We start from the raw sequence: 23136 nt of genomic DNA, 5'->3' as shown, positions 1-23136 counted from the left end.
GATCTAAGAAAAGTCAGTGGGCAGCGCACAGTGCGCGGACCTCGCCGGCGAACTGTTCCACCGTTTCCGGCAGCGTGTCCCACGCACACATCAGCCGGCAGCCGCCCGAGCCGATGAACTGATAAAACTTCCAGCCCTTGTTGCGCAGCGCCTGCGCAACCGCCGGCGGCAACTCGGCGAACACCGCATTTCCCTGCGGCCTGAACATCACCCTCACGCCTTCTATGCCCTCCAGCCGCTCGGCCATCAATTGCGCCATGCCGTTTGCATGGCGCGCGTTGCGCAGCCAGACATCGTTATTGAGCAACCCGAGCCACGGCGCCGAAATAAAACGCATCTTCGACGCCAGTTGCCCCGCCTGTTTCAGCCGATACGCAAAGTCGACGGCCAGCGCCTTATCGAAGAAAATCACCGCCTCGCCAACGGGCAGGCCGTTCTTCGTGCCGCCGAAACACAGCACGTCGACGCCCGCGCGCCACGTGATCTCCGACGGATGCACATTCAGCGAAGCGACCGCGTTCGCAAACCGCGCACCGTCCATGTGCACCTTCAGATGGCGGCGTTTCGCGATCGCCGCGATGGCGCGAATTTCTTCCACGGTGTAGACCGTACCCACTTCGGTGGATTGCGTGAGCGTGACGACCTTGGGCTTCGGGTAGTGAATGTCGGCGCGGCGCGTGACGATGGCTTCGATAGCATCGGGCGTGAGCTTCCCGTCCATACCCGGCGCCGTCAGCAACTTCGAGCCGCCGGAGAAAAATTCAGGGCCGCCGCATTCATCGGTTTCGATGTGCGCAAGTTCGTGACAGATAACCGAGTGATACGACTGGCAGAGTGACGCGAGCGCCAGCGAATTGGCCGCCGTGCCGTTGAAGACGAAGAAGACTTCGCAGTCGGTCTGGAACAGGTCGCGGATGCGGTCGCACACGCCCTGGGTCCAGGAGTCGTCGCCATAGGCTGGCTCGTGGCCGCTGTTGTTGGCTTCGATCAGCGCGGCGAGCGCTTCGGGGCAGATGCCGGCGTAGTTGTCGGAGGCAAAATGTTGCATGCGGTCAGGGGCCGGGGCGATAGTGGGCGTGGCCGTTATTTTAGCGGGTCGCGCGCGAGCGCGCGGGCACCGCCCTCGCCACGCCATTCATGCCTGTCCGCTGACCGCTTCTACCGGGTCATTTTCCGGCGGGTTGATTGCCTTGCGCAGCCTGCTGCGCTTTCTTGTCCTTCTTGTTCGCTTCGTGATGACCGATCGCGCAACCGCCGGCTGCGCCCACCGCTCCATGCTTGCCCGCCATATGGCCCGCCACGCCGCCGACTGCCGCACCTTCCAGACATCCTTTGGCATAGACGGAACCCGTGGCGAAAAACAGCGAGGAAGCGGCGACGAGTGTGACGAGTTTTCGATTCATGAGACAGGTTCCTTTTGTAGTCGACGCGCAAGGCCTCTTGCCTGCGCTGATCAAGGAAGGGCAAGCCCCATACCTGTCAATTTGCTTTCAGTTTCCATGGCCGTTTGCGGCGATATTCGCATTCGAGGCCGCGTAGGAACCACGTCACTCGCAAACGAAAAAAAGCCCGTTCTGTAGCTGCAACAGAGCGGGCTTTTTGAAACGGTTGAAACGCCTGGGGGCCTGAGGCCCTGAAAAGCTGACTGCTTAAAGCTTGCCCTTCACCCAGTCATTGACGCCGGCCAGCGCCGCCGCCAGGTTCTCCGGCTCGGTACCGCCCGCCTGCGCCATGTCGGGCCGTCCACCGCCCTTGCCGCCGACTTGCTGCGCAACGAAGTTCACCAGATCACCGGCTTTCACCTTCTTCGATGCCTCCTCCGTCACGCCTGCAATCAGGCTGACCTTGTTGCCATCGACGGCTGCCAGAACAATGGCTGCGTTCTTCAGCTTGTCCTTCAATTTATCGACGGTTTCGCGCAGCGTCTTGCCATCCGCACCCGGCAATTGCGCGGCCAACACGAACACGCCGCCAATCTCGACCGCCTGCGACACGAGTTCGTCGCCCTGGCTGGAAGCAAGTTTCGACTTCAGCGCACCGAGTTCCTTTTCCAGCGCCTTCACGTGATCCTGGACTTGCGTGATGCGCTGCGTGAGCTCGGACGGTTGTGCCTTCAGTGCCGCCGATGCCGCGTTGATTCGCGCGTCGAGTTCCTGCACGAAACGCACGGCGTTGTCGCCCGTGATCGCTTCCACGCGCCGAATTCCTGCCGCCACGCCGCCTTCCATCACGATCTTGAACAAGCCGATATCGCCCGTACGCTGCACATGCGTACCGCCGCACAGTTCGCGCGAGAAACCGAGGTCGAGCACGCGTACTTCGTCGCCGTACTTTTCGCCGAACAGCGCCATTGCGCCGCCCTTCACGGCTTCGTCGTACGGCATGACACGCACGATACCCGGCGCATTTGCCAGCACTTCGGCGTTGACGATTTCTTCCACGCGACGAATCTGCTCGTCGGTCATGGGCGCGTTGTGCGCGAAGTCAAAGCGAGTCTTGTCCGGGTCGACGAGCGAGCCTTTCTGCTGCACGTGGCCGCCGAGCACTTCGCGCAGCGCCTTGTGCATCAGGTGCGTGGCCGAGTGATTGCGGGCGGTGCGAAGACGGCGAACCGTATCGATTTCCGCCTTCACCACGTCGCCAACTTTCAGCGTGCCCTGCTCGACCGTGCCGTGATGGCCAACGACGTCGGACTGGACCTTGAGGGTATCGACGACGGCGAAGCGCACCGCCGCATTCGCGAGCACACCGTGATCGCCCGCCTGGCCACCCGATTCGGCATAGAACGGCGTGTGATCGAGCACGACGACGGCCTGCTGGCCCACGTGCGCCTCTTCCACCGGCGCACCGTCAACGTAGAGCGCAACCACTTTGGCGTCGTCGAAGATTTCGTCTTCGTAGCCGTGGAACGTGGTTTTGGCCCCAGCGTAGTCCAGACCTTGCGCCGACTTGAACTTGCCCGCTGAACGCGCCTGTTCGCGCTGACGTGCCATGGCTTCGTCGAACGCGACTTCGTCCACCGTGATGCCGCGCTCGCGGCAAACGTCCGCGGTCAGATCCAGCGGGAAGCCGAACGTGTCGTGCAGCTTGAACGCGAGTTCGCCGTCCAGTTGCTTCGAGCCCTTTGCATCGAGTTCGGCGAGCGCAGTTTCGAGCATCGACATACCGTGGTCGATGGTTTCGAAGAAACGTTCTTCTTCCTGCCGCAAAACGTCCGTGACGCGCGTTTGCGCGTCCTTGAGTTCCGGGTATGCCGCGCCCATTTCCTCGACCAGATCGGCCACGAGCTTATGGAAAAACGCACCCTTGCGGCCGAGTTTGTAGCCGTGGCGAATGGCGCGGCGCACGATCCGGCGCAGCACATAACCGCGGCCTTCGTTGCCGGGAATCACGCCGTCGACAATGAGGAACGAGCACGCGCGGATATGGTCCGCAATCACCTTCAGCGAGTTGTTGGTGAGGTCTTGCGTGTCCGTTTCACGGGCCGCGGCCTTGATCAGCGCCTGGAACAGGTCGATCTCGTAGTTGCTGTGCACATGCTGGAGCACGGCGGCGAGGCGTTCGAGGCCCATGCCGGTGTCCACGCTCTGCTTGGGCAGCTTCGTCATGTTGCCCTGCACGTCGCGGTTGAACTGCATGAACACGAGATTCCAGATCTCGATGAAGCGGTCGCCGTCCTCTTCCGGTGATCCCGGCGGGCCGCCCCACACTTCCGGGCCGTGGTCGTAGAACACTTCCGAACACGGGCCGCACGGGCCAGTGTCGCCCATGGTCCAGAAGTTATCCGATGCGTAGCGTGCACCCTTGTTGTCGCCAATGCGGATGATCCGCTCTTTCGGCACGCCGATTTCGTTTTCCCAGATGGCGAACGCTTCGTCGTCTTCCTGGTAGACCGTGACGGTGAGCTTTTCCGGCGGCAGGCCGTAGACCTTGGTCAGCAGCTCCCAGCAATAGTGGATGGCATCGCGCTTGAAATAGTCGCCGAACGAGAAGTTGCCCAGCATTTCGAAGAACGTGTGATGGCGGGCCGTGTAGCCGACGTTTTCGAGGTCGTTGTGCTTGCCGCCCGCGCGGACGCTGCGTTGCGAGGTCGTGGCGCGCGAATACGGCCGGCTCTCGGTTCCCAGGAAGACGTCCTTGAACTGGACCATGCCCGAGTTCACGAAGAGCAGCGTGGGATCGTTGCCGGGCACAAGGCTGGACGAGCGCACGATCGTGTGGCCCTTCGATTCAAAGAACTTGAGGAATTTCTCGCGGATGTCGGCGGCTTTCATGGCGTGCGGGTCTGCTGTTTTGTACGGCGGCGGCGCTTGGGGCGGAGCTTCTGATTTTTGTCGCTCGCGCGCGAGGGCCGGACGCCGGGTGCCAAAATGGGATTGTCGATTATACGGGGTTTGAAGCGGGATTTTGCTGGCGCCGACACCGCCCACAACTCCCGCCTTCCCGCAATCCCTTCTGCCGCCGCGGTAATAACCCCCGCTTACCGCACCCCTGCCCCGATCAACCCGCCCGCTGCCGCTCCCGCCACCGTCCCGAGCGGACCGCCGGTCAGCACGTAACCCAACGCCCCGCCGGCCGCCGCGCCAATACCCGCGTGCGCCTGCGTACGGTTCATCGCACATGCCGACAGCGAAGCGATAAACACGCCAATTGCCGCAACCCGTGCAGCCTGAAAAGAAACCCGCGTGATCTTGTTCATGATGAGACTGTCCTTTTTATCGTCGATACCGCTCACATTCCAACCTTACAATTTCATTATTCCGGAATGCGAGGCTATCTTAAAATCCTCCCATCATTGGCGACAATTCGATTTACGTCCCGTTACGCCGGATACATCCGGTATAGGAAACGGTCCGGCCTCGTTACAACCGCACAGGCGCCCCGATGTCGCAGCTACGCCGCACATCGCGGCAAAATCCTGGCCTGCACTGTCCTGACCCTCACGCTAAGGTAGAATCGAAAGACCAGATAAGTCTTACCGAACGCAAGCTGCAAGTCTTCAACGCTAGCGCCCTCGTCCGCTCTCTCTTTCTCGCATGAACACCGATCGCAACGACGCCCCGGCGGTAAACAATTTCATTCGCAATATCATTGACGAAGACAATCGCAACGACAAATGGTCGCAGCGGGTCGAAACACGTTTTCCGCCCGAGCCGAACGGCTATCTGCACATTGGCCATGCGAAGAGCATTTGCGTCAATTTCGGCATCGCGCGTGATTACGACGGCGTCTGTCACCTTCGTTTCGACGACACGAACCCGGAAAAGGAAAGCGTCGAATATGTCGATTCCATCATCGACGCCGTCAAGTGGCTCGGCTTCGACTGGAACAAGGACGGCACCGAACACCTGTACTTCGCAAGCGATTACTACGACAAGCTCTACGAATTCGCCGAGCTGCTGATCGAACGCGGCCAGGCTTATGTCGACAGCCAGTCGGCCGAAGAAATGCGCCTCACGCGCGGCTCGGCCCAGGAGCCCGGGAAGAATTCACCGTTCCGCGACCGCACACCGGAAGAGAACCTGGACCTGTTCCGCCGCATGAAAGCGGGCGAGTTCAAGGAAGGCGAGCACGTGCTGCGCGCGAAGATCGACATGGCGTCGCCGAATTTCAACCTGCGCGACCCCGTCATCTACCGGATTCGTTTTGCGCATCATTACCGGACCGGCGACACGTGGTGCATCTATCCCATGTACGACTACACGCACTGTGTGTCGGACGCGCTCGAGAACATCACGCATTCGCTGTGTACGCTCGAGTTTGAAGATCACCGTCCGCTGTACGACTGGTTCCTGAACCAACTCGCCGACGACGGCAAGTTCACCCGCCCGCTGCCGCAGCAAATCGAGTTCTCACGCCTGAACCTGACCTACGCCATCACCAGCAAGCGCAAGCTGTTGCAACTGGTGACGGAAAATCATGTCGACGGCTGGGACGACCCCCGCATGCCGACTATTGTGGGCGTTCGGCGCCGGGGTTTCACGCCGGAAAGCATCCGCCTCATGTGTGACCGTGTGGCGGTGACGAAGGTCGACTCCTGGATCGACATGAGTGTGCTGGAAGGCGCATTGCGCGACGACCTCGACGAAAAGGCGCCGCGGGCAATCGCGGTGCTTGACCCGCTGAAACTGATTATCGACAACTATCCGGAAGGCACGAGCGAAACGTGCAACGCGCCGGTCCATCCGCATCACCCTGAGCGCGGCACCCGCGAATTTCCGTTTTCGCGGGAGTTGTGGATCGAGCGCGAGGACTTCCAGGAAGTCCCGAAGAAAGGCTATTTCCGCTTGTTCCCGGGCAACAAGGTGCGGCTGAAGTACGGCTTCGTGGTGGAATGCACGGGCGCGGACAAGGACGAGCACGGCAATATCACCGCTGTGCATTGCACCTATTTCCCCGACAGCAAATCCGGCACGGAAGGCGCAAACGGCTACAAGGTCAAAGGCACCATTCACTGGGTCAGCGCACAAGGCGCATATGAAGCCGAAGTACGCCTCTACGACCGCCTCTTCAAAGAACCGCAACCCGGCGCGGGCGGCGCGGAATTTCTCGACGCACTGAATCCGGACTCGAAGCGCATCGTGCGTGCTTATCTCGAACCGGGCGCGCGCCAAGCCAACGCCGAAGATCGCTACCAGTTTGAACGCCACGGGTATTTCGTCGCCGACCGTATCGATTCGAAACCCGGCCAGCCGGTGTTCAATCGCATCGTCAGCCTGCGCGATAGCTGGACCAAGCCGGCTTAAAGCCATAGGCGCGTCCCGCCGGACGCTCGCACCTGTTGTGGGGGATGCTTTGCAACGCACCTTGCCAAGGTCGTTCGTCCACGCGTTGCACGCGTCACGGGTGTCGCGCAGGTTGCGCGTGTCGTACACGTCGTGCACGTTTGCGCTGCTGATCGCGGCGCAGACGGCTTTCGCAGGCACACCCGAGCTTTCCTCGCCCACTTTGCGCAAGATCGCCGAGAACGACACCATCGTCCTCGGCGTGCGGGAGTCGTCGGTCCCCTTCTCCTATCTCGACGCGAACAGACAGTCGATCGGCTATTCGCAGACCATTGCGCTCAAGATTGTCGACGAGGTCCGGCTCCGCTTGCAAACCCCGCGGCTCGCCGTGAGCACGGTGGTGGTCACATCGGCGAATCGAATGTCGTATGTGGTGAATCACCAGATCGACCTGGAGTGCGGGTCGACCGGTCATATTCGCGACCGGGAGCAACTGGTCTCGTTCTCGAACAGCTTCTTCGCCTACGGCATCCGGATGGTGGTGAAGCGCAAATCCGGCATTCACAACTACGCCGATCTCGCCGGCAAAACGGTTTCGACAACCGCCGGCACGTCCGACGAACAGCTACTGCGGGAGCTGTCGATGAGCCGGAAACTCAATCTGCGCATCATCAGCGCGAAAGACCATGCAGAAGGTTTCGATGCGCTAAAGAGCGGCCGTGCCGTGGCGTTCGTGATGGATGATCCGTTGCTGTACGGAAAGATCGCCCAGGAAGGTCCGGCTCAAGACGAGTACATGGTCACCGGTGACCCGCTCGCGCACGAATCCTACGCATGCATGATGCGCAAGGGCGACCCGGTCTTCAAGAAATTGGCCGACGACGTGATTGCCGGCATGGAGCGCTCAGGCGAAGCTGAACAGCTCTACAACCGGTGGTTCACGCAGCCCATTCCACCCGACAACATCAACTTGCGTTTTCCCCTTTCGCCAGAAATGAAGTCCTTGTTCGCCAATCCGAACGACCGGGCCTCCGATGACTAGCACGTAGACCGGCCGGCGCTGGGCTCAGGCGAGCGTCTGGTGCAACTCGGTCAGCGACAGCGTGGTCTGGAACAGCCGCGCGAGGCTGCGGCTTGCGTACTGATCGATGTCTACCGGCGTGACCCATCGGTACGCATCCATTTCGGGGATCATCGTGCCGTCGCGGCGACGCGGAAAATACGATTCGCAGACGCACTCTTCAAGCTTCACTTCGTCGTCGGTCACGCGTACCGCGAACAGATGCAGATCCTTGTCGCGGCGATAAACGAACCGACCCAGATCCTTCAGACGCTCCGCCTTCAGCACAATCCCCGTCTCTTCCACGAGCTCCCGCAACGCCGCTTCCACGGGTTGTTCGTCCGCCTCGCCCTGACCTTTCGGGATATCCCAGTGTGACGTCTCGGTCGCGTGGCACAGCAGCACGTCCCCTTGCGTGTTAAGGATCACGACCCCGCATGAAATCGTCCGGTCAGCCATTTAACCGGCCCTCCGGATTCGCGATACCGCGTGACGGGCAACCTCCGGCTGCTTCAAACAGGTCACTGTTTCAACAATGCCCATTTACCGCCGTCCGTCTTGCAGACGGTCGGCGCCCAGCTCTGCGTCTGACCCTTGGCATAAGCCACCATGGTGAGCTTGCGGCACGTGCGGTCACCATCCTTCTTCGTATCCGACGGCGTGATCGTGCCGTTGATTGCGACCGGATTGCCCGCGCCTTCGTTGTTCCAGTCGAGCGACTCGCCGTCCTGCCTGGTGTCGAGCGCCGAGTGCGCCGCTGTATTGAGCGCCTGCAAGTCGCGCTGCTTCATGTACGTGATCGGCGTGTTGGTGAGAAACCCGAGGTTAGCCGCGTGTGCCGCGCCGCTGGCAAGCACAACACAGCTTGCTATCAGTTGCACAGAGACGCGCTTGAGCGCGCGAGATGGGTATGACATGAAACACTCTCCCTCGTTGGTATTGGTATTGAATTGGATTTCGGCGGTATCAGCAGCATTCGCGCTACACGATTATTCGCGGCAATTGCCGGCGTCGCGTGTCAGAAACAGGCCGCGTCTGCTGATCATTAACCCTCATTTGGCGTCGAGGATAGCATGAGGACATCAGGACTTTGCAAGCGTCCAATGACCGCCAAATGACCCTGTAACGTGATTTTCAGTGTCATCCAGGGTTATCTCAGAAATGTCTCATAGGACCATTGGCGACAGAAAACTAATATCAGAAACTTGCCGACTCCGCTTCACAACCGATCATGGACACCCTTCTCGCTACCACCCGGACACCTACGCTCTACCAGTGGCTATGCATCGCCATTATCGCGTGCGCAATGGCGACGCCCAAAGGCTTGATCGTCATGGACCGGATGCTGGCGAGACGTCCTGAACGCTCGGAGCGCTCAGGACGGTCTTATATCCCTCACGCGCAGGACACAACGCAGCCGTCAATCTGGCCGCGCGTCATGACTGCTATCGGCGGTGCATTCTGGATTGCCGCGTTGCTCACATTGGTGTTGTTATGCCGGCAACTCGCACCTTAGACTGGTCGCAACCCGTCGTGAATCAAGGGCAGCTTCGGCTGCCCTTTTTTATCGTCGAATGCTTTCGCCTTTCCGTTTCGCGTATTCCGTCATTAGCTTCGAAGCATCGCTTATTCGACGCGCAAACCCATCGCCGTTATGGTCAGCGATATCTCTTCTCCCACGGAAATCGCCATGAAAAAACCGGGCTTGTCGTTATCTTCATTACTGTCATGGGTCACTGCCGCATTCATGTTGTTGCCGTTGTCTGCGTCGGCACAAGATCCGGCGAACGCGCCCGCCAAGCAATTGCGGATCGGTTTTCAGAAGGCCGGCCTGCTGGCCGTGCTCAAGGCCCAGGGTTCGCTCGAACAAAAGCTCAAACCGCTCGGCTATACCGTCAGTTGGTATGAGTTTCCCGCCGGGCCGCAATTACTCGAAGCACTCAATACAAGCAATATAGATTTCGGCTATACGGGCGCACCGCCGCCCATTTTTGCGCAAGCTGCGGGCGTGAACTTCGTTTATGTCGGCGCCGAGCCGGGCGGCGAAACCAACGAGGCATTGTTCGTCAAAGCCAATTCGCCGATTCACTCTCCGGCCGAGCTAAAAGGCCGGCGCATCGCGTTGCAAAAGGGCTCAAGTTCGAACTTCCTGCTGCTTGCGGTACTGCAGAAAGCAGGCTTGAAACTCGACGATATCCAGCCGGTTTATCTCGCGCCCGCCGACGCCCGTGCCGCCTTCGAAAACGGCGATGTCGATGCATGGATCGTCTGGGACCCGTATTACGCCGCCGCACAGAAGGCGTTGAGCGTGCGCACGCTTGCGGACTACACGGGCTTGTCGAAGCCGTTCAGCTTCTACGAGGCCACGCGCAGTTTCGCCACACAAAATCCGCAGGCGGTGCGTGCCGTGATCGAGCAGTTGCGGACAACCGGTGCATGGGTCATGCAGCACCCCGCAGACACGGCGGCGTTGCTCGCGCCGAAAATCGGACTTGATGCGGGGCTGGTGGAAACCTGGGTACGCCGCGTGCCGTATGGCGCTACGCCGATCGACGAAAAGATTGTCACGACCCAGCAGAACGTTGCCGATATGTTCTATCGCGCGAAGCTGATTCCGAAGGCGGTGACGGTGAAGGACAACGTGTGGCGGGACCAGGACGCGCTGACTGCGCGGTAGGCGAACGTCCATTCGAGAGATGTCGGGTTCCGTCAGGCACACGCCGGAGACGTTGAGATGAACCCGATGTTCTGGCACGGCAGGAGGGACTCGAACCCCCGCCCCTCGGCTTAGAAGGCCGATGCTCTATCCAGCTGAGCTACTGCCGCGTCGCAGGTAATCCAGGATTTTACCTCATCGAAAGGATGCGAGGCCTCATTCCGGGACCTCGCATGCTTCAATGCGCTTTAAACCGGTTGCGGATGCAACATGAACCAGCCAAGACAGAACGCGCCCGCGAGCACGCAATACAAGCCAAAAGCTGCCAGCCGGCCGCGGCCTTCGAAGTAACGCATCAGGAAACGCACGCTCAAGTACGCCGCGATTCCCGTCAGCACGCCACCGAGAACGGCATCGAACAGTTGATCGGGTGCGTGGAACAGCTTCGGCAACTCAAGCACGCCTGCCGCGAAGATGATCGGCGTACCCAGCAGGAACGAGAACTCCGCCGCCTTCTCGGAACTCATCCCGGCGCCAACGCCCGCAATAATCGTCAGGCCGCTGCGCGAAAAGCCCGGAATCAGCGCGCCAATCTGCGCAAGCCCCACGAGGAACGCCTGCCTGAACGTGAGATCCTCGGGCGCACGCTCGGCACGCGCACGCGTCAGCCGGTCGCCAAACCACAGCAGCACGCCGTTCACCATCAGCGCGGCCGCGACGATCCGCAGGTCGTGGAACAAGGCTTCAAGACGCTTTTCAAGCACCAGCCCGACGATACCCGTCGGAATCGTGCCGATGATCAGCGCCCACATCATGTGGCCATCAGCGTTCTTGCGGCCGCCCAGTGAGCCGATAAACCCCTTGATCAGCGCAACCCACCGCTTACGGAAATACCACAGCAGTGCGAGCGCCGTACCCAGGTGCAACGCGACCAGGAACGGCAACAACTGCGGCGCGTGTTTGTCGATGTGCATCCCGATCAGGCCGGGCACCAGGAGCGTATGTCCAAGGCTGCTGACCGGGAACAATTCAGTCACACCCTGGAGTACGCTTAGAAAAATCAGAAACCACAAAGTCACGCTTCGATCCTCTTTCGTTATTGGCGACAGACACATAGCCGCGGCGGTGCAGCAAATGGCCAAGCAAACCGGGCCGATTATGCCGGTCACGAAAAGCAGCGCCAAGCATTTGCGTGATGCCTTTCGATATCGAAAGCAGATCGTTTGCTTAATACTATTATTTTGTAATAAATAAAAAAGCCCGTTGTAAGAACGGGCTTTTTGTATGCTTGCGTCACACCAGCGTCATGGCCGCAGCTTGTATAAAAACAGCAGCGTGCCAGCGCCGAACGTGCCAAAAATGAACACTCCAAACATCATCGCCAGATCCATATCATCCTCGTCGTTCGGCAGGACCAGCTTGATCGATGTGAGATCGTCAAGGTCGAAAAATGTTTCATACGCGTTACATCGCGTTTGCATTATCAGCGCAATGAAAGTGACTGTGTCAGTCGCAATTTCCCGAAAAGGGTTTCCCCGTAGAATTGAGCCGCCCGTTGCGCCGCACCCTTTGTTCGTTGCTGGTTCGAACACCTGGTTCGAACCCGCAACTTGACCACCGCAGTTTGCCCATTGATCAAGGAGACCACCCACATGTCATCCCAGCCTGAAGACATCCTGGAAATCATGTTCGACGACGCCGCTCTCGAACTCGCGCCGCGCGCGGGCGGGCGACTGATGACGTGGCGCGTCGGTGGCGAGCCCGTCATCTTCTGGCCGGCCGCGCCGGACTGGTCCAACTTCGTCAAGATCCGAGGCGGCAATCCGTTGTTGTTTCCGTTTCTCGGCCGCCATTTCGTCGATGGCGAGATCGGCAAATGGCGCGATCCGGAAGGCGTCGTGCACGAACTCCCCATGCACGGTTTCGCGCGCAACCTGCCGTTCGAACATCGCAAGGACGCGGACGGCCACGGCGTGCGAATGACGCTCGTGGACAATGATTTCACGCGCCAGGGTTATCCGTTCGCATTTCGCTTCGAAGCGGCGTACAGGCTGGTCGATGCCGTGACGCTCGATGTTCAGCTCACCACGTCGAACCCCGGCGAAGTGCCGCTACCCTACTACTCGGGCCATCATTTCTACTTCGTGCTGCCGCACGATCAGCGCGGCATCAGCAGCCTGGAATTGCCGCGCACGGAAACCCGCCGGCAACTCGATGACGGATCAATCACCGACCCGCAAGCGGGCGCGGCGCGCTACGCGCTGGACAACGCCAACATCCTGGATAGATTCCACTGCTTCACCGGCCCCTCCGACCACCCGGTGCGGCTTGTCACGCCCGGTTTGAAGCGCGCCGTGAATTTCGACCTGCAACGCCCTGACTCGGTGCCCTGGTACGCGGTGACGACCTGGACCGAAGCGCCTACGTCGGATTTCTACTGCATTGAGCCGTGGGTCGGACTTCCCGATGCCATTCACAACGGCCACGGACTGCGCTGGCTCGCCCCGGGAAAGACCGAAACAGCGGCACTGCGGCTGACCGTTTCGCCGGCTGCATGAGGAGACAAACCGTAGCGGCAGCAAGCGGTAGCGAGCGGCGACGCCGGCCGCTTCTGAGGGCTGCGGTGCCGGGACGGTAAAATCAGACATTTCGCCGTTACGCGGTCTGTTTTGTTTGCCGCAGCGGGTTCGGTTTCTGCGGCGCTTTGCGAGGTTTTGGATTTGGGAAAAATAATTCGACGGCTGACCTGCGCGTCATTGATTGCAGTGCTCGCCGCGTGCGGCTCAGCGCCGGTCGGACCAGGGTTTTATCGAGTTGAACGGGGCGATACGGTGTCTAAAGTCGCGCGTGCGAACCGGACATCGGTGCAGAACATCGTGCGCTGGAACAACCTCACCGACCCCAATGCAATCGAAGTCGGCCAGGTGCTGCGGGTGGCGCCGCCGGCGGGCAGCGTGACGGCGGCCACGTCTTCTGCGCCGCCCCCTCGCACCAGCAGCGGGGATACATCGGATTCGGCGCCGTCATCGTCTGCATTGATCACTCCGGCCACCAGCATTTCGCTTATCTGGCCAACGCAAGGCAGCGTGATTCGCGGTTTCGACGGCAAGAATTCGAAGGGTATCGACATTGCCGGCGCCTCCGGAACGCAAATCGTGGCAGCGGCCGCCGGAACGGTAGTCTATGCAGGAAATGGGTTGCGCGGTTACGGTAACCTGCTGATTGTGAAGCACAATGCCGACTATCTGACCGCCTACGCGCATAACCGCGCGTTGCTCGTGAAAGAGGGCCAGAGTGTCACGCAGGGTCAACCCATCGCGGAAATGGGCGACACCGACACGAATCGCGTGATGCTGCACTTCGAATTGCGCTACAAAGGTAGTTCGATCGATCCGTCGCGCTATCTGCCGGCACGATAACGCACCGCTCAATGAAAGGCGGGCGTACTTAATCAAACACAGGGAAGAATCAATGAAGTTGCAAGTTTGCACCACGACGCTTGGAAAGGCAGCCGCAACGGTCGCTGTAATGACGGCTGCGCTGGCACTCGCGGGCTGCGCCAACTCGGCGAAGATGACCTATCTGCCGTCCGGCGACACCGGTTTTGCAATCAATTGCAGCGGCGGCGACGCGAGTACGAGCTGGGCGGAATGCTATAAGAAGGCGGGCGAGATGTGTGGCTCGTACGGCTACGACGTGGTGTCGAAAGATGTCGACAACGGTGCGACGTCGGGGGGAACGGTGGCGGGAATTTTTGGCGCGAACGTCAAGAACCGATCGATGGTGATTCGCTGCAAGCAATAGCGCTAGCGTATTTGCTGATCGAGGTGCCGAGGCGCGCAATCCGGTCACCCGCCACCTGATTTGCCCGCGGCCCCAGTGAGCCGAGCAACTGTGCGCCGCGCCAGCGACCAGACAATGGGTCGATATGCGAGGCGAACACGAGCAACGAACCCAGTGCGATCGGACAAATGGAGAGGAAAATCCACAACGAGGTCATTATCGGAAATCGGCTTCAAGGAGGACTGATGATACCTTTTCAGCAAGAAACTCGCATAACACGCCCGTCATGCCCGCTCTTTGACCGTAGTAATTACGTGCCACGGCCTTCGTTGACCAGGCAGGCTTAAGTGCCGAAAACGTCCGTGCACATTGGGTTACGCGTTGATACAAGTGATCACAATCAGCCCGGTTGATGCACCCTAGAATGGGTTCAGCCCGCGATTCTCTGCGCGAACAGTCCTCGCGGGTCAGAAACCCCGGTGTGCCCGCATCGGGGTTTCGCCCCGTTTGATCCGTCAGTTTTAGCGTCAGCGCGCGGCGCCTGATTTCTGCCCGGGGGACACGACGCCTGAGCAATGCGGAACCGGCAGAGCGGCGTTCCAAGCCATCTAGGAATACAAAAATACAAAAGGCCGTTTCGGACTGGTGTCGGAAACGGCCTTTTTGCGCGAGCTGCGCTTTTATACGGTGTGCGCGAAGCTCAGTGAGACGCGTGGTCGTGATCGTGCTTATGCGCGCTGGGGTCTTCAGCGGCCTGACATGCGGGACATATACCCTTCAATTCGATGTCGTCGCCGGCCAGTCTGTACCCGCTCGCCTCGACTTGCGACATCAGGCTCTGGCGCAATTGCTTTTGCTGCTGCAACTCGGTCACGCGGCCGCATTGCTGGCAAACAATCAGCACCCCGTGCTGGCAATGGGTGAGGTCGTGGCAGACGGTGAACGCGTTGATTGATTCGATCCGATGTATCAGCCCCGCCGACAGCAAGAAATCCAGCGCCCGATACACCGTGGGCGGCGACGCGTTCGGATGCATTGCCCGCATTTCATCGAGCAGCGTATAGGCCTTGGTCGCGCGGCCCGAGGCCAACAGCAACTCGAGCACGGTGCGGCGAATAGGCGTGAGTTTCTGGCCACGCTCGCGACAATAGTCGTCGGCCATCGTGACGGCCGCCTGGAGTGCGTCGGCGGACGAGTCGGTGTGAGACTGGGCGTCGTTGGCGGGCGTGTTCATAGGCGGATTATACGCTGCGCCATAAGGGCCAGGCTCCGGGCGCGCGGCGTCACGGCTGTCATTCGGGCTGATCGGGTTTGGCCGGCGCGATGATCATGACGGGCGGCGTGGTATCGGTGGGCACGCCCTTGTAGTCAGGCGGGTCTTGCGGCGGTGTGTGATGAGGCACGGTAGCGTCGGCACACGCGGAAAGGATCAGGGAGCAGATAAACAAAGCGGCGAAACGCGGCATGGACGGCCCGGAAATGAAGTTCAGATACGAATACGAAGAGTGAACGCAGAAGATTAAACGATATTGAGGATTTGCGAGAGAACCGGAAACGCGGGACGGCTGTGGCGGCAAGCGCCGTGTGAATGGAACAGCGCCACAAATGGCAAAGGGGTCGCGAGTTAAACTCGTGACCCCTTCATTTGTAACGTGGTCGGAGCGAAAGGATTCGAACCTTCGACCCTCTGATCCCAAATCAGATGCGCTACCAGGCTGCGCTACGCTCCGACAAGAACGAGATGATAGCGTTTTACGGATACCCGCGCAATCGAAACTATCTGGCTTGAGTCGATCCCGACGCCGTAGCACGTTCGCGGCCTTCGCCGGTCCAAATTGCAAACCGCGCGAAGACCGCGTGAAAACCTCGCGCATCACCAAAGGAGACATTCAATGAACCTCATTCTCTGGCGCCACGCCGAAGCAGAAGACCAGGCAGCGAGCGATCTCGTACGCCAACTGACCCCGCGCGGCGTCAAGCAGGCTCAGGGAGCGGCGAAGTGGCTGAAGAGCCGGTTAGACGACGATACGGTGTTTCTCGTCAGCCCGGCCACGCGCACGATCCAGACGATGGAAGCGTTTGGCGACGGGTATCGCGTCGTGAAGGAACTGGCGCCGGGCGCCAGCGCCCAAGCGGTGCTCGATGCCGTGCAATGGCCGCGCGGCATCGCGGAGACAGTCGTGGTGGTAGGACATCAGCCGACGCTCGGGCGCGTTGCAGCTTCGCTGATGACCGGCCATGAAGCCGAATGGACCCTGAAGAAAGGCGGTATCTGGTGGTTCCAGCAACGCTCCCGCGCCGGCGACGACCAGGTCGTGCTGCGCGCGGTCACCAGTCCTGATTTACTGTAGCAAAAGACTGCAGCAAGAGACAAAACGCCCCCCAAGGCGGCAAAACCGTGGCTTCGCGGTGACGCTTCATTGAATCGTCATGCTCGCGCCATGCGAGCGTCATTCGGAATACTTACATTGGCTGACATTAATACGTCAGCCAAATCCACTTGGGGGTTGCCAATGCAGAAATCGACGACGCTCGCCCTATTGGGCACATCGAATGGACTGAGCGGGTCGGGTGGCTCGAACGTGACCGACCTCCGCGACTTCCGCAGGCGCTTGCCGAATGCGGCAGAGACCGTGACGGAGCAACATCGGCTGCGCGTATCGTGGGCGCATTCCGAAGCGGAGTTGCGCGAAGCACAGCGCCTTCGCTACCGCGTGTTCGCCGACGAGATGGGCGCACAACTGAAGGGCCCGGCGGGCCTGGACGTCGATGCATTCGATGCCTTTTGCGACCATTTGCTGGTTCGCGACCTGAACACATTGAAGGTGGTGGGAACGTATCGTGTGCTACCGCCCCATCAGGCGGCGCGAGCCGGACGCCTGTACGCCGAGAGCGAATTCGATGTGTCCCGTCTCGCGCATCTGCGCCCGAAGCTGGTGGAACTCGGCCGCTCGTGCGTGCATGCGGACTACCGCAGCGGCGGCGTGATCATGTCGTTGTGGGGCGGCCTCGCGGCGTACATGAAACAGAACGGCTATGAAACCATGCTGGGCTGCGCGAGCGTTGCAATGGCCGACGGAGGCCACTACGCCGCGGACCTGTACGAGGGGCTGGAAAAAGAAGCGCTGACGTCGCCGGAATACCGGGCGTTTGCGCATACGCCGTTGCCGGTGCAGGAACTGCGAACGGGTGCCACGGTAGCACCGCCGCCCTTGTTGAAGGGCTATTTGCGTCTGGGTGCGAAAATCTGCGGCGCGCCGGCGTGGGACCCCGATTTCAATACGGCAGACTTCCTGACGTTGCTGCGTATATCGGAGATAGGTGATCGTTACGCGCGCCACTTCATGGCCGACTGAAAACGCTATCGAGCAATAGAAAAACGCAAGAGACACAGCGCGCCGGCAATAACGATCAGATCAACACCGCCGGCGCGACGAACTGCGATGCACCGTGACGCCGCATCAACAACGTGTGAAGGGCAATTCATTCAAGCGCAAGGATAAGTTCGAAGTCCGTACTACTTTCGCATCGCGACATAGGAAGCGAGGAGCGAGGCCTGCGCGAAGCCACGCCCCTGCTGCGATTCTCAAACGCCCGTGTAAACCACCCGATACGGCTTGCCGATCTTCTCCCACTCGGCCGCTTCCTGAACGAGGCTGTAGTCGGTCAGCGGATTGAGCGCCACCCAGTCGTTGGGCAAACGCACATCGAACCCGCCGTTGGCCAGAGCGACCTGAATGGCCGGAAGCCCGACATCCGCCCGCCGCCGGCAAAGCAGCGCCGCAAGCCGCAGGCAGAACAGCAGGGTCCAGTCGACATCCCGGGCCTGCGAAAGCTTGCCCAACTTCCCGACATGCCCCAGCACCAGACCGGCTAACCGGGCCTGATCGGTCCGCGAGAACCCGGGCATGTCCGCATGACTCGCGATATACGCAGAATGCTTGTGATAGGCGCTGTGCGAGATGGACAGTCCTATCTCGTGCAATGCAGCCGCCCACCCCAGGAACATTTGATTTTCAATCCGCCGTTCAGCATCGACGTCGCGGGCTTCCAGCTGTTCATAGAAGCTGATTGCCAGCCCGGCAATGCGGTCCGACTGCTCGCCGTCCACCGAATAGCGCCGCTTGAAACCTTCCACCGTCACCGTGCGCATGTCCTGATGCTGCGTGCGTCCCAGCAGGTCGTAGAGCACGCCCAGCCGCAACGCGCCGTCGGTCGTATCGACGTATTCAATGCCCAGTTCCTCGAACACGCCGAGCATGATCGACAAGCCGCCCGCCAGCACCGGAATCCGGTCGGCCTTCAGCGCGATCAGCTTCAGCCGGTTCACGTTCTCGGCCTTGATCAGCGCCCTCTTCAGCCGCTCCAGCCCGCCGCGCGAAATGCCGTGAGTGATACCGGGATCGTTGAAACCGTTTGCTTCGATCAGCTCGGCCAGCGCGCGCGCCGTACCCGATGACCCAATTGCCTGATCCCAGCCCGTCTGTTTGTATTCGCTCGAGATAATCTCGATTTCGCGCTTGGCGGCGAGTTCGGCTTGCCGCATTGAATATTCATCGACATTACCGGCGGCAAAAAACTGCCGGCTATGACTCACGCAGCCTATATACAGACTCTCCATATGAATAGGCGTATAGTGCGAGCCGATAATAAATTCCGTCGAGCCTCCACCGATATCCACCACCAGCCGCTTTCCCGCGCTGGCCGGGACCGAATGCGCCGCGCCCGCATAAATCAGGCGAGCTTCTTCCCGCCCGGCAATCACTTCAATCGGAAAGCCGAGCGCGTTCTGCGCTTCAGCGAGGAATTCGTCAGCGTTTTTAGCCACGCGCAACGTGTTGGTCGCGACCGCCCGCACGTGATCAGGGTGAAAGTCCCGCAACCGTTCGCCGAACCGCTTCAAGGCGTCCCAACCACGCAGTTGCGAAGCGCGATCGAGAAATTTGTCCCGTGACAGACCCGCAGCAAGCCGCACGGGTTCACGCAGCGCGTCGACCTGATAGATCGGGCTGCCGGAAGGCGTCTCCTCGACGCGTCCGACGATCAGCCTGAAGCTGTTCGATCCGAGATCTACGGCTGCCAAAAGATGAGGGGGGTTGACCATCGATTTTCCAGGTTCCGTAGGGTTGTGCCCGCTAGCGCCTTACAACTCCAAGCGGTGCGGGCAGCATTTGAACACGCCGAGCCGCAGCAGCGCGCCAATTTTAAGTCCAAGCGGACGACTGTGCTGGTCTGGCAAATAATCCAATGCAGCAAAGTGCGCCGATGATTCGATTAATAGACGGAACAAGGCGAATCTTGCCAGAATCAACCTTACCGGAGGCCTGCGTTAGATTTATGACACCATGATTTCACAAAAACGTCATCATATTGTGGTGCGTTCCGAGCGATCCTTGCACATTCTGTTTTTTTGACTGCCAACACTATCGATGTCCTTACGCTATCCCCTTCTCAATCGCGAACTGGGCATTCTGGGTTTTAACGAACGTGTATTGTCGCAAGCCGCCGATACCGCCGTTCCGCTGCTCGAACGGCTCCGCTTCATCTGTATTACCAGCAGCAACCTGGACGAATTTTTCGAAGTCCGCATGGCGGGCATGCAGGAACAAATGCGCGACAACCCGGGCTCGCTCTCGCCCGACGGCATGTCGCTGCAACATGTGTACGACCTCGTGGTCGAACGCGCCCATCGGCTGGTCCATCAGCAATACGCCATGCTTCAGAACACCGTGTTTCCCGCGCTGGAAAGCGAAGGAATCTACTTTCACGGCGTGGAATCGTGGAGCGAAGCCCAGACAGATTGGGCTCGCGATTATTTTCAGAACGAGTTGCTGCCGGTGCTGACGCCAATCGGCCTTGATCCCGCGCATCCATTTCCACGCGTGCTGAACAAGAGCCTGAACTTCGTGGTCGAGCTAGAAGGCAAGGACGCGTTCGGCCGCCAGGCGATGATGGGCATTGTGCAGGCACCACGTGCACTGCCGCGGCTCGTGCGCATGCCCGAGGCGCTGTCGGGCTATCCGCATGGCTTTGTGCTGCTGAGCTCGCTGATGCAGCGTTTTGTCGACGCGCTGTTTCCGCATCTGGTCGTGCGCAGTTGCAACCAGTTCCGCATCACCCGCAACAGCGAATTGTTCGTCGATGAAGACGAAATCACCAACTTGCGCGTGGCGCTGCAGGGCGAACTGCCCGCGCGTCACCTGGGTAACGCGGTGCGCCTGGAAGTGTCCGCCGAGACGCCACCGCACATGATCCGGCGCCTGCTTGACGAGAGCGAACTGAACGACCGCGATTGTTATCGTGTGAACGGGCCGGTCAATCTCGTGCGCCTGATGCAGTTGCCCGAGATGGTCGACCGGCCGGACCTGAAGTTCGTGCCGCATATTCCCGCGGTGCCGAAGGCTATTGCCGCTGCCTCGAATATGTTCGATGCCATCGATCAGGGCGACATCCTCCTGCACCATCCGTACGAGAGTTTTCAACCAGTGCTCGAGTTGCTGCTGCAGGCAGCCAAGGACCCGCAAGTGGTCGCGATCAAGCAAACCATCTATCGGACCGGCACCGACTCGCCGCTGATGGACGCGCTGATGCAAGCCGCGCGCAACGGCAAGGAAGTCACCGTGGTGGTGGAGTTGCTCGCCCGCTTCGACGAAGAGACGAATATCAACTGGGCGTCGCAACTCGAAGCCGTCGGCGCTCACGTGGTGTACGGCGTCGTTGGCCACAAATGCCACGCGAAAATGATGCTGATCGTGCGGCGGGTTTCGAAGAACGGCAAGATGATGCTCAGGCGTTATGTGCATCTGGGCACGGGTAACTATCACCCCCGTACCGCGCGGCTTTATACCGATTTCGCGGTGATGACGTCGGATCAGGAAGTCTGTGAAGACGTGCATCACGTGTTTCAGCAACTCACCGGTATTGGGGGTGAGCTGCGCCTGCATCAGCTATGGCAAGCACCTTTTACGCTGTGCCCGAATCTGATCGAAGCCATTCGTGCCGAAGCCGACAATGCGCGTGCAGGAAAGAAAGCGCGAATTGTCGCCAAGATGAATGCATTGCTCGAACCGACCGTCATCATCGCGTTGTATGAGGCGTCTCAGGCGGGCGTGAAAATCGACCTGATCGTGCGTGGCGTCTGCGCGTTGAAACCCGGCGTGGAAGACCTGTCCGAGAACATCACGGTGCGCTCCATCGTCGGACGTTTTCTCGAACACCACCGCATCTTTTATTTTTATGCGGGTGGAGAAGAGAAGGTGTACCTGTCAAGCGCGGACTGGATGGACCGCAACTTCTTCCGGCGCGTGGAAGTGGCGTTTCCGGTGAATGACCGGCGTCTGAAACGGCGCGTCATTGCCGAAGGACTGTCAGCATTTCTCGGTGATAACCAGTCGGCATGGCTCATGCAAAGCGACGGGCATTACAAGCGGCGGCGCCCCGGCAAGTCGATGCGCAATGCGCAACTGGGCCTGCTCGCGAAGTTCTGCTCTTGATGTCTTGATGTATCGGCGGCTTGAAGACGCACTGTTTCCAGGCACTTCAAGCCGCTTCACGTTCCGCTTCAAATCCCCTCAAGCGGCGATCGACTTTCTCAACACCGTACGCGCGGCCGAAAACTTGACCGAGAAGGTGCTTCCCCGTCCTTCCTCACTCTTGACTTCGAGGTCGGCGAGATGCCGTTGCAATACATGCTTCACGATCGCAAGCCCAAGGCCCGTGCCGCCGGTATCGCGCGAGCGGCTTCTGTCGACACGATAAAACCGCTCAGTCAAACGCGGAATATGTTCCGCCGGAATGCCGAGCCCGCTATCGCGCACTGAAAACACAGCCCGGTCGCGAATGCGCTGCCAGGATACGTCGATAGTTCCGCCATCCGGCGTATAGCGAATCGCATTCGTCACCAGATTCGCGAGCGCACTGACAATCTCCGTTTCCGAACCTGACACGGTTAACGCTTCATCAGCATCGAACGTAATTCGATGCCGGCCATTCGAAAGATTATCGGCGTCCTCATGAAGATGGCGCAGCACCGCGCGCATATCGAGAACGTCTTCGCTGGGTGGTTTGACATCGCCTTCCAGGTTCGCGAGCACGAGCAGATCGCGAACGATGTTCTGCATGCGTGACGACTGCTGCTCCATCATCTCCAGATAACGCGCGCGGTCGGATTCGTTCAGCGGCAACTCGCGCATGGTTTCAAGAAAGCCCGACAGCACGGTCAATGGCGTCTTCAACTCGTGCGAAACGTTCGCGACAAAATCGCGGCGCATGGAATCGGTTCGTTCCAGTTCCGTGATGTCCTGAGTCAGGATCAGTTTCCGGTTTTCACCGTAGGGGAATATTTGCACCGACAACACATGCTGCCGGTTCAGCCCCATTCCTCGCATCACCAGCACCGACTCGTAATGCTGTGAAGCGAGGTAACGAACGAAGTCCGGCTGACGCACAAGATGCGTGATGTGCTGGCGCAGATCGCGCTTGGCGTCCAGCCCGAAATGGGTCTCAGCAATAGCGTTGCACCACTCTATCTGGTCGCTGTCGTCGAGCATGGCCACGCCATTCGGCGACGCCTGGATACCCTGGATAAACCGTGAATGCTGTTGCTCGACCTGACGCACCTGCGCATGCCAGCGTTTTGCAAGCTTATGCAGCCGATAATAAATCTCGCCCCATACGCCCGGCGCGCTTGGCACTTCGCCATACACGGGCGCGTCGAGCAAACGCCAGAGGCGTTGCGTATGAAAGGTAGTGAAAAAAGTTTGCAGAACCAGCATGAAAAGCGCAAAACAGAGCGCGACGCGCACTCCGAACAGCGCGCCGACGATCCCGCTCAATACCGCGAGCAACGCGAGGGACACGAGGGAACGCGTCCAGATGATATTCATGAATTAGCGGATCGAGATTATTGCCAC

At 59.8% G+C, this 23136-nt stretch carries 22 protein-coding genes and 2 tRNA genes; 10 read left to right on the top strand and 14 right to left on the bottom strand.

Features of this window, described 5'->3' with window-relative positions; all coding sequences use genetic code 11:
* Window positions 1-13: 13 nt before the first annotated feature.
* The 4 genes from ABH944_RS28605 to ABH944_RS28590 all read right to left on the bottom strand — a co-directional run bounded on the left by ABH944_RS28605 (window position 14) and on the right by ABH944_RS28590 (window position 4699).
* On the bottom strand, window positions 14-1048 hold the full coding sequence (locus tag ABH944_RS28605) for a threonine aldolase family protein (RefSeq protein WP_404610521.1): 1035 nt from the start codon (window positions 1046-1048) through the stop codon (window positions 14-16).
* A gap of 118 nt (window positions 1049-1166) precedes the next feature.
* Entirely contained in the window at window positions 1167-1403 is a 237-nt protein-coding gene (locus ABH944_RS28600; RefSeq protein WP_404610522.1) for a hypothetical protein, read from the bottom strand.
* A 246-nt stretch (window positions 1404-1649) separates the two neighbouring features.
* Window positions 1650-4274: an alanine--tRNA ligase gene (gene alaS, locus ABH944_RS28595; RefSeq protein WP_404610523.1), complete on the bottom strand. Its 2625-nt coding sequence runs from the start codon at window positions 4272-4274 to the stop codon at window positions 1650-1652.
* A 206-nt stretch (window positions 4275-4480) separates the two neighbouring features.
* A complete protein-coding gene (locus ABH944_RS28590; protein ID WP_404610524.1) occupies window positions 4481-4699 on the bottom strand; it encodes an ornithine acetyltransferase in 219 nt (72 codons plus the stop codon).
* Window positions 4700-5036: 337 nt separating this feature from the next.
* On the opposite strand from ABH944_RS28590, the gene ABH944_RS28585 reads away from it, so the two are divergent.
* Together ABH944_RS28585 and ABH944_RS28580 are read left to right on the top strand one after the other, a co-directional pair.
* Window positions 5037-6746 carry a glutamine--tRNA ligase/YqeY domain fusion protein gene (locus ABH944_RS28585; protein WP_404610525.1) on the top strand — a complete coding sequence of 570 codons (1710 nt, stop codon included), beginning with the start codon at window positions 5037-5039 and terminating at the stop codon, window positions 6744-6746.
* Window positions 6747-6858: 112 nt separating this feature from the next.
* Window positions 6859-7767 (top strand): transporter substrate-binding domain-containing protein, encoded by a 909-nt coding sequence (locus ABH944_RS28580; RefSeq protein ID WP_404610648.1) that lies wholly within the window; start codon window positions 6859-6861, stop codon window positions 7765-7767.
* A gap of 24 nt (window positions 7768-7791) precedes the next feature.
* Here ABH944_RS28580 and ABH944_RS28575 read toward each other — a convergent pair whose 3' ends face one another.
* Window positions 7792-8244, bottom strand: a complete 453-nt coding sequence (locus tag ABH944_RS28575) for an NUDIX domain-containing protein (protein ID WP_404610526.1) — start codon at window positions 8242-8244, stop codon at window positions 7792-7794.
* A gap of 62 nt (window positions 8245-8306) precedes the next feature.
* Window positions 8307-8702: an RT0821/Lpp0805 family surface protein gene (locus tag ABH944_RS28570; protein WP_404610527.1), complete on the bottom strand. Its 396-nt coding sequence runs from the start codon at window positions 8700-8702 to the stop codon at window positions 8307-8309.
* A 314-nt stretch (window positions 8703-9016) separates the two neighbouring features.
* On the opposite strand from ABH944_RS28570, the gene ABH944_RS28565 reads away from it, so the two are divergent.
* Together ABH944_RS28565 and ABH944_RS28560 are read left to right on the top strand one after the other, a co-directional pair.
* Window positions 9017-9301: a hypothetical protein gene (locus tag ABH944_RS28565; protein ID WP_404610528.1), complete on the top strand. Its 285-nt coding sequence runs from the start codon at window positions 9017-9019 to the stop codon at window positions 9299-9301.
* A 174-nt stretch (window positions 9302-9475) separates the two neighbouring features.
* Window positions 9476-10462 carry a sulfonate ABC transporter substrate-binding protein gene (locus ABH944_RS28560; protein ID WP_404610529.1) on the top strand — a complete coding sequence of 329 codons (987 nt, stop codon included), beginning with the start codon at window positions 9476-9478 and terminating at the stop codon, window positions 10460-10462.
* Window positions 10463-10534: 72 nt separating this feature from the next.
* Here the strand turns inward: ABH944_RS28560 and ABH944_RS28555 are convergent.
* The 3 genes from ABH944_RS28555 to ABH944_RS28545 form a co-directional block, all read right to left on the bottom strand.
* A tRNA-Arg gene (locus tag ABH944_RS28555) sits at window positions 10535-10611 on the bottom strand.
* A 78-nt stretch (window positions 10612-10689) separates the two neighbouring features.
* A complete protein-coding gene (locus tag ABH944_RS28550; RefSeq protein WP_062084686.1) occupies window positions 10690-11520 on the bottom strand; it encodes an undecaprenyl-diphosphate phosphatase in 831 nt (276 codons plus the stop codon).
* 225 nt (window positions 11521-11745) lie between these two features.
* Window positions 11746-12093: a hypothetical protein gene (locus ABH944_RS28545; RefSeq protein ID WP_404610530.1), complete on the bottom strand. Its 348-nt coding sequence runs from the start codon at window positions 12091-12093 to the stop codon at window positions 11746-11748.
* Here ABH944_RS28545 and ABH944_RS28540 point away from each other — a divergent pair, their 5' ends adjacent.
* The 3 genes from ABH944_RS28540 (at window position 12094) to ABH944_RS28530 (ending at window position 14245) form a co-directional block, all read left to right on the top strand.
* Window positions 12094-12999 carry an aldose epimerase family protein gene (locus ABH944_RS28540; RefSeq protein WP_404610531.1) on the top strand — a complete coding sequence of 302 codons (906 nt, stop codon included), beginning with the start codon at window positions 12094-12096 and terminating at the stop codon, window positions 12997-12999.
* Between the two features lie 162 nt (window positions 13000-13161).
* Window positions 13162-13860 carry a peptidoglycan DD-metalloendopeptidase family protein gene (locus ABH944_RS28535; RefSeq protein ID WP_404610532.1) on the top strand — a complete coding sequence of 233 codons (699 nt, stop codon included), beginning with the start codon at window positions 13162-13164 and terminating at the stop codon, window positions 13858-13860.
* 109 nt (window positions 13861-13969) lie between these two features.
* On the top strand, window positions 13970-14245 hold the full coding sequence (locus ABH944_RS28530) for a hypothetical protein (protein ID WP_404610649.1): 276 nt from the start codon (window positions 13970-13972) through the stop codon (window positions 14243-14245).
* A 679-nt stretch (window positions 14246-14924) separates the two neighbouring features.
* Here the strand turns inward: ABH944_RS28530 and ABH944_RS28525 are convergent.
* The 3 genes from ABH944_RS28525 to ABH944_RS28515 form a co-directional block, all read right to left on the bottom strand.
* A complete protein-coding gene (locus tag ABH944_RS28525) occupies window positions 14925-15458 on the bottom strand; it encodes a Fur family transcriptional regulator (RefSeq protein ID WP_404610533.1) in 534 nt (177 codons plus the stop codon).
* Between the two features lie 58 nt (window positions 15459-15516).
* Entirely contained in the window at window positions 15517-15690 is a 174-nt protein-coding gene (locus ABH944_RS28520) for a hypothetical protein (RefSeq protein ID WP_404610534.1), read from the bottom strand.
* Window positions 15691-15877: 187 nt separating this feature from the next.
* Window positions 15878-15954, bottom strand: a tRNA-Pro gene (locus ABH944_RS28515).
* A gap of 162 nt (window positions 15955-16116) precedes the next feature.
* Between ABH944_RS28515 and sixA the strand changes: the two genes are divergently transcribed.
* Window positions 16117-16575, top strand: coding sequence for a phosphohistidine phosphatase SixA (gene sixA / locus ABH944_RS28510; protein ID WP_404610535.1), 459 nt, complete (start codon window positions 16117-16119; stop codon window positions 16573-16575).
* A 162-nt stretch (window positions 16576-16737) separates the two neighbouring features.
* Window positions 16738-17580, top strand: a complete 843-nt coding sequence (locus ABH944_RS28505; protein WP_404610536.1) for a GNAT family N-acetyltransferase — start codon at window positions 16738-16740, stop codon at window positions 17578-17580.
* Between the two features lie 230 nt (window positions 17581-17810).
* Here the strand turns inward: ABH944_RS28505 and ppx are convergent, their stop codons facing one another.
* Complete coding sequence (gene ppx / locus ABH944_RS28500; RefSeq protein WP_404610537.1) at window positions 17811-19328, bottom strand: exopolyphosphatase; 1518 nt, start codon at window positions 19326-19328, stop codon at window positions 17811-17813.
* Between the two features lie 325 nt (window positions 19329-19653).
* Here ppx and ppk1 point away from each other — a divergent pair, with 325 nt between their 5' ends.
* On the top strand, window positions 19654-21717 hold the full coding sequence (ppk1, locus tag ABH944_RS28495; protein ID WP_404610538.1) for a polyphosphate kinase 1: 2064 nt from the start codon (window positions 19654-19656) through the stop codon (window positions 21715-21717).
* A 78-nt stretch (window positions 21718-21795) separates the two neighbouring features.
* On the opposite strand, the gene phoR is transcribed toward ppk1, so the two are convergent.
* Window positions 21796-23109 (bottom strand): phosphate regulon sensor histidine kinase PhoR, encoded by a 1314-nt coding sequence (phoR, locus tag ABH944_RS28490; RefSeq protein WP_404610539.1) that lies wholly within the window; start codon window positions 23107-23109, stop codon window positions 21796-21798.
* Window positions 23110-23136 lie beyond the last annotated feature (27 nt).

The organism is Caballeronia udeis (assembly GCF_044909315.1).
Lineage (GTDB): Bacteria > Pseudomonadota > Gammaproteobacteria > Burkholderiales > Burkholderiaceae > Caballeronia > Caballeronia udeis_A.
This window is presented reverse-complemented; position numbering and strand designations above follow the sequence as displayed.

Coding starts and splice junctions, on each gene's coding strand:
- ABH944_RS28570 (WP_404610527.1), bottom strand. CDS start 8,702: ATGTCATACCCATCTCGCGCGCTCAAGCGCGTCTCTGTGCAACTGATA.
- ABH944_RS28525 (WP_404610533.1), bottom strand. CDS start 15,458: ATGAACACGCCCGCCAACGACGCCCAGTCTCACACCGACTCGTCCGCC.
- ABH944_RS28530 (WP_404610649.1), top strand. CDS start 13,970: ATGACGGCTGCGCTGGCACTCGCGGGCTGCGCCAACTCGGCGAAGATG.
- ABH944_RS28540 (WP_404610531.1), top strand. CDS start 12,094: ATGTCATCCCAGCCTGAAGACATCCTGGAAATCATGTTCGACGACGCC.
- ppk1 (WP_404610538.1), top strand. CDS start 19,654: ATGTCCTTACGCTATCCCCTTCTCAATCGCGAACTGGGCATTCTGGGT.
- ABH944_RS28600 (WP_404610522.1), bottom strand. CDS start 1,403: ATGAATCGAAAACTCGTCACACTCGTCGCCGCTTCCTCGCTGTTTTTC.
- ABH944_RS28565 (WP_404610528.1), top strand. CDS start 9,017: ATGGACACCCTTCTCGCTACCACCCGGACACCTACGCTCTACCAGTGG.
- ABH944_RS28605 (WP_404610521.1), bottom strand. CDS start 1,048: ATGCAACATTTTGCCTCCGACAACTACGCCGGCATCTGCCCCGAAGCG.
- ABH944_RS28575 (WP_404610526.1), bottom strand. CDS start 8,244: ATGGCTGACCGGACGATTTCATGCGGGGTCGTGATCCTTAACACGCAA.
- ABH944_RS28590 (WP_404610524.1), bottom strand. CDS start 4,699: ATGAACAAGATCACGCGGGTTTCTTTTCAGGCTGCACGGGTTGCGGCA.
- ABH944_RS28585 (WP_404610525.1), top strand. CDS start 5,037: ATGAACACCGATCGCAACGACGCCCCGGCGGTAAACAATTTCATTCGC.
- ABH944_RS28520 (WP_404610534.1), bottom strand. CDS start 15,690: ATGCCGCGTTTCGCCGCTTTGTTTATCTGCTCCCTGATCCTTTCCGCG.
- ABH944_RS28560 (WP_404610529.1), top strand. CDS start 9,476: ATGAAAAAACCGGGCTTGTCGTTATCTTCATTACTGTCATGGGTCACT.
- ppx (WP_404610537.1), bottom strand. CDS start 19,328: ATGGTCAACCCCCCTCATCTTTTGGCAGCCGTAGATCTCGGATCGAAC.
- sixA (WP_404610535.1), top strand. CDS start 16,117: ATGAACCTCATTCTCTGGCGCCACGCCGAAGCAGAAGACCAGGCAGCG.
- ABH944_RS28505 (WP_404610536.1), top strand. CDS start 16,738: ATGCAGAAATCGACGACGCTCGCCCTATTGGGCACATCGAATGGACTG.
- alaS (WP_404610523.1), bottom strand. CDS start 4,274: ATGAAAGCCGCCGACATCCGCGAGAAATTCCTCAAGTTCTTTGAATCG.
- phoR (WP_404610539.1), bottom strand. CDS start 23,109: ATGAATATCATCTGGACGCGTTCCCTCGTGTCCCTCGCGTTGCTCGCG.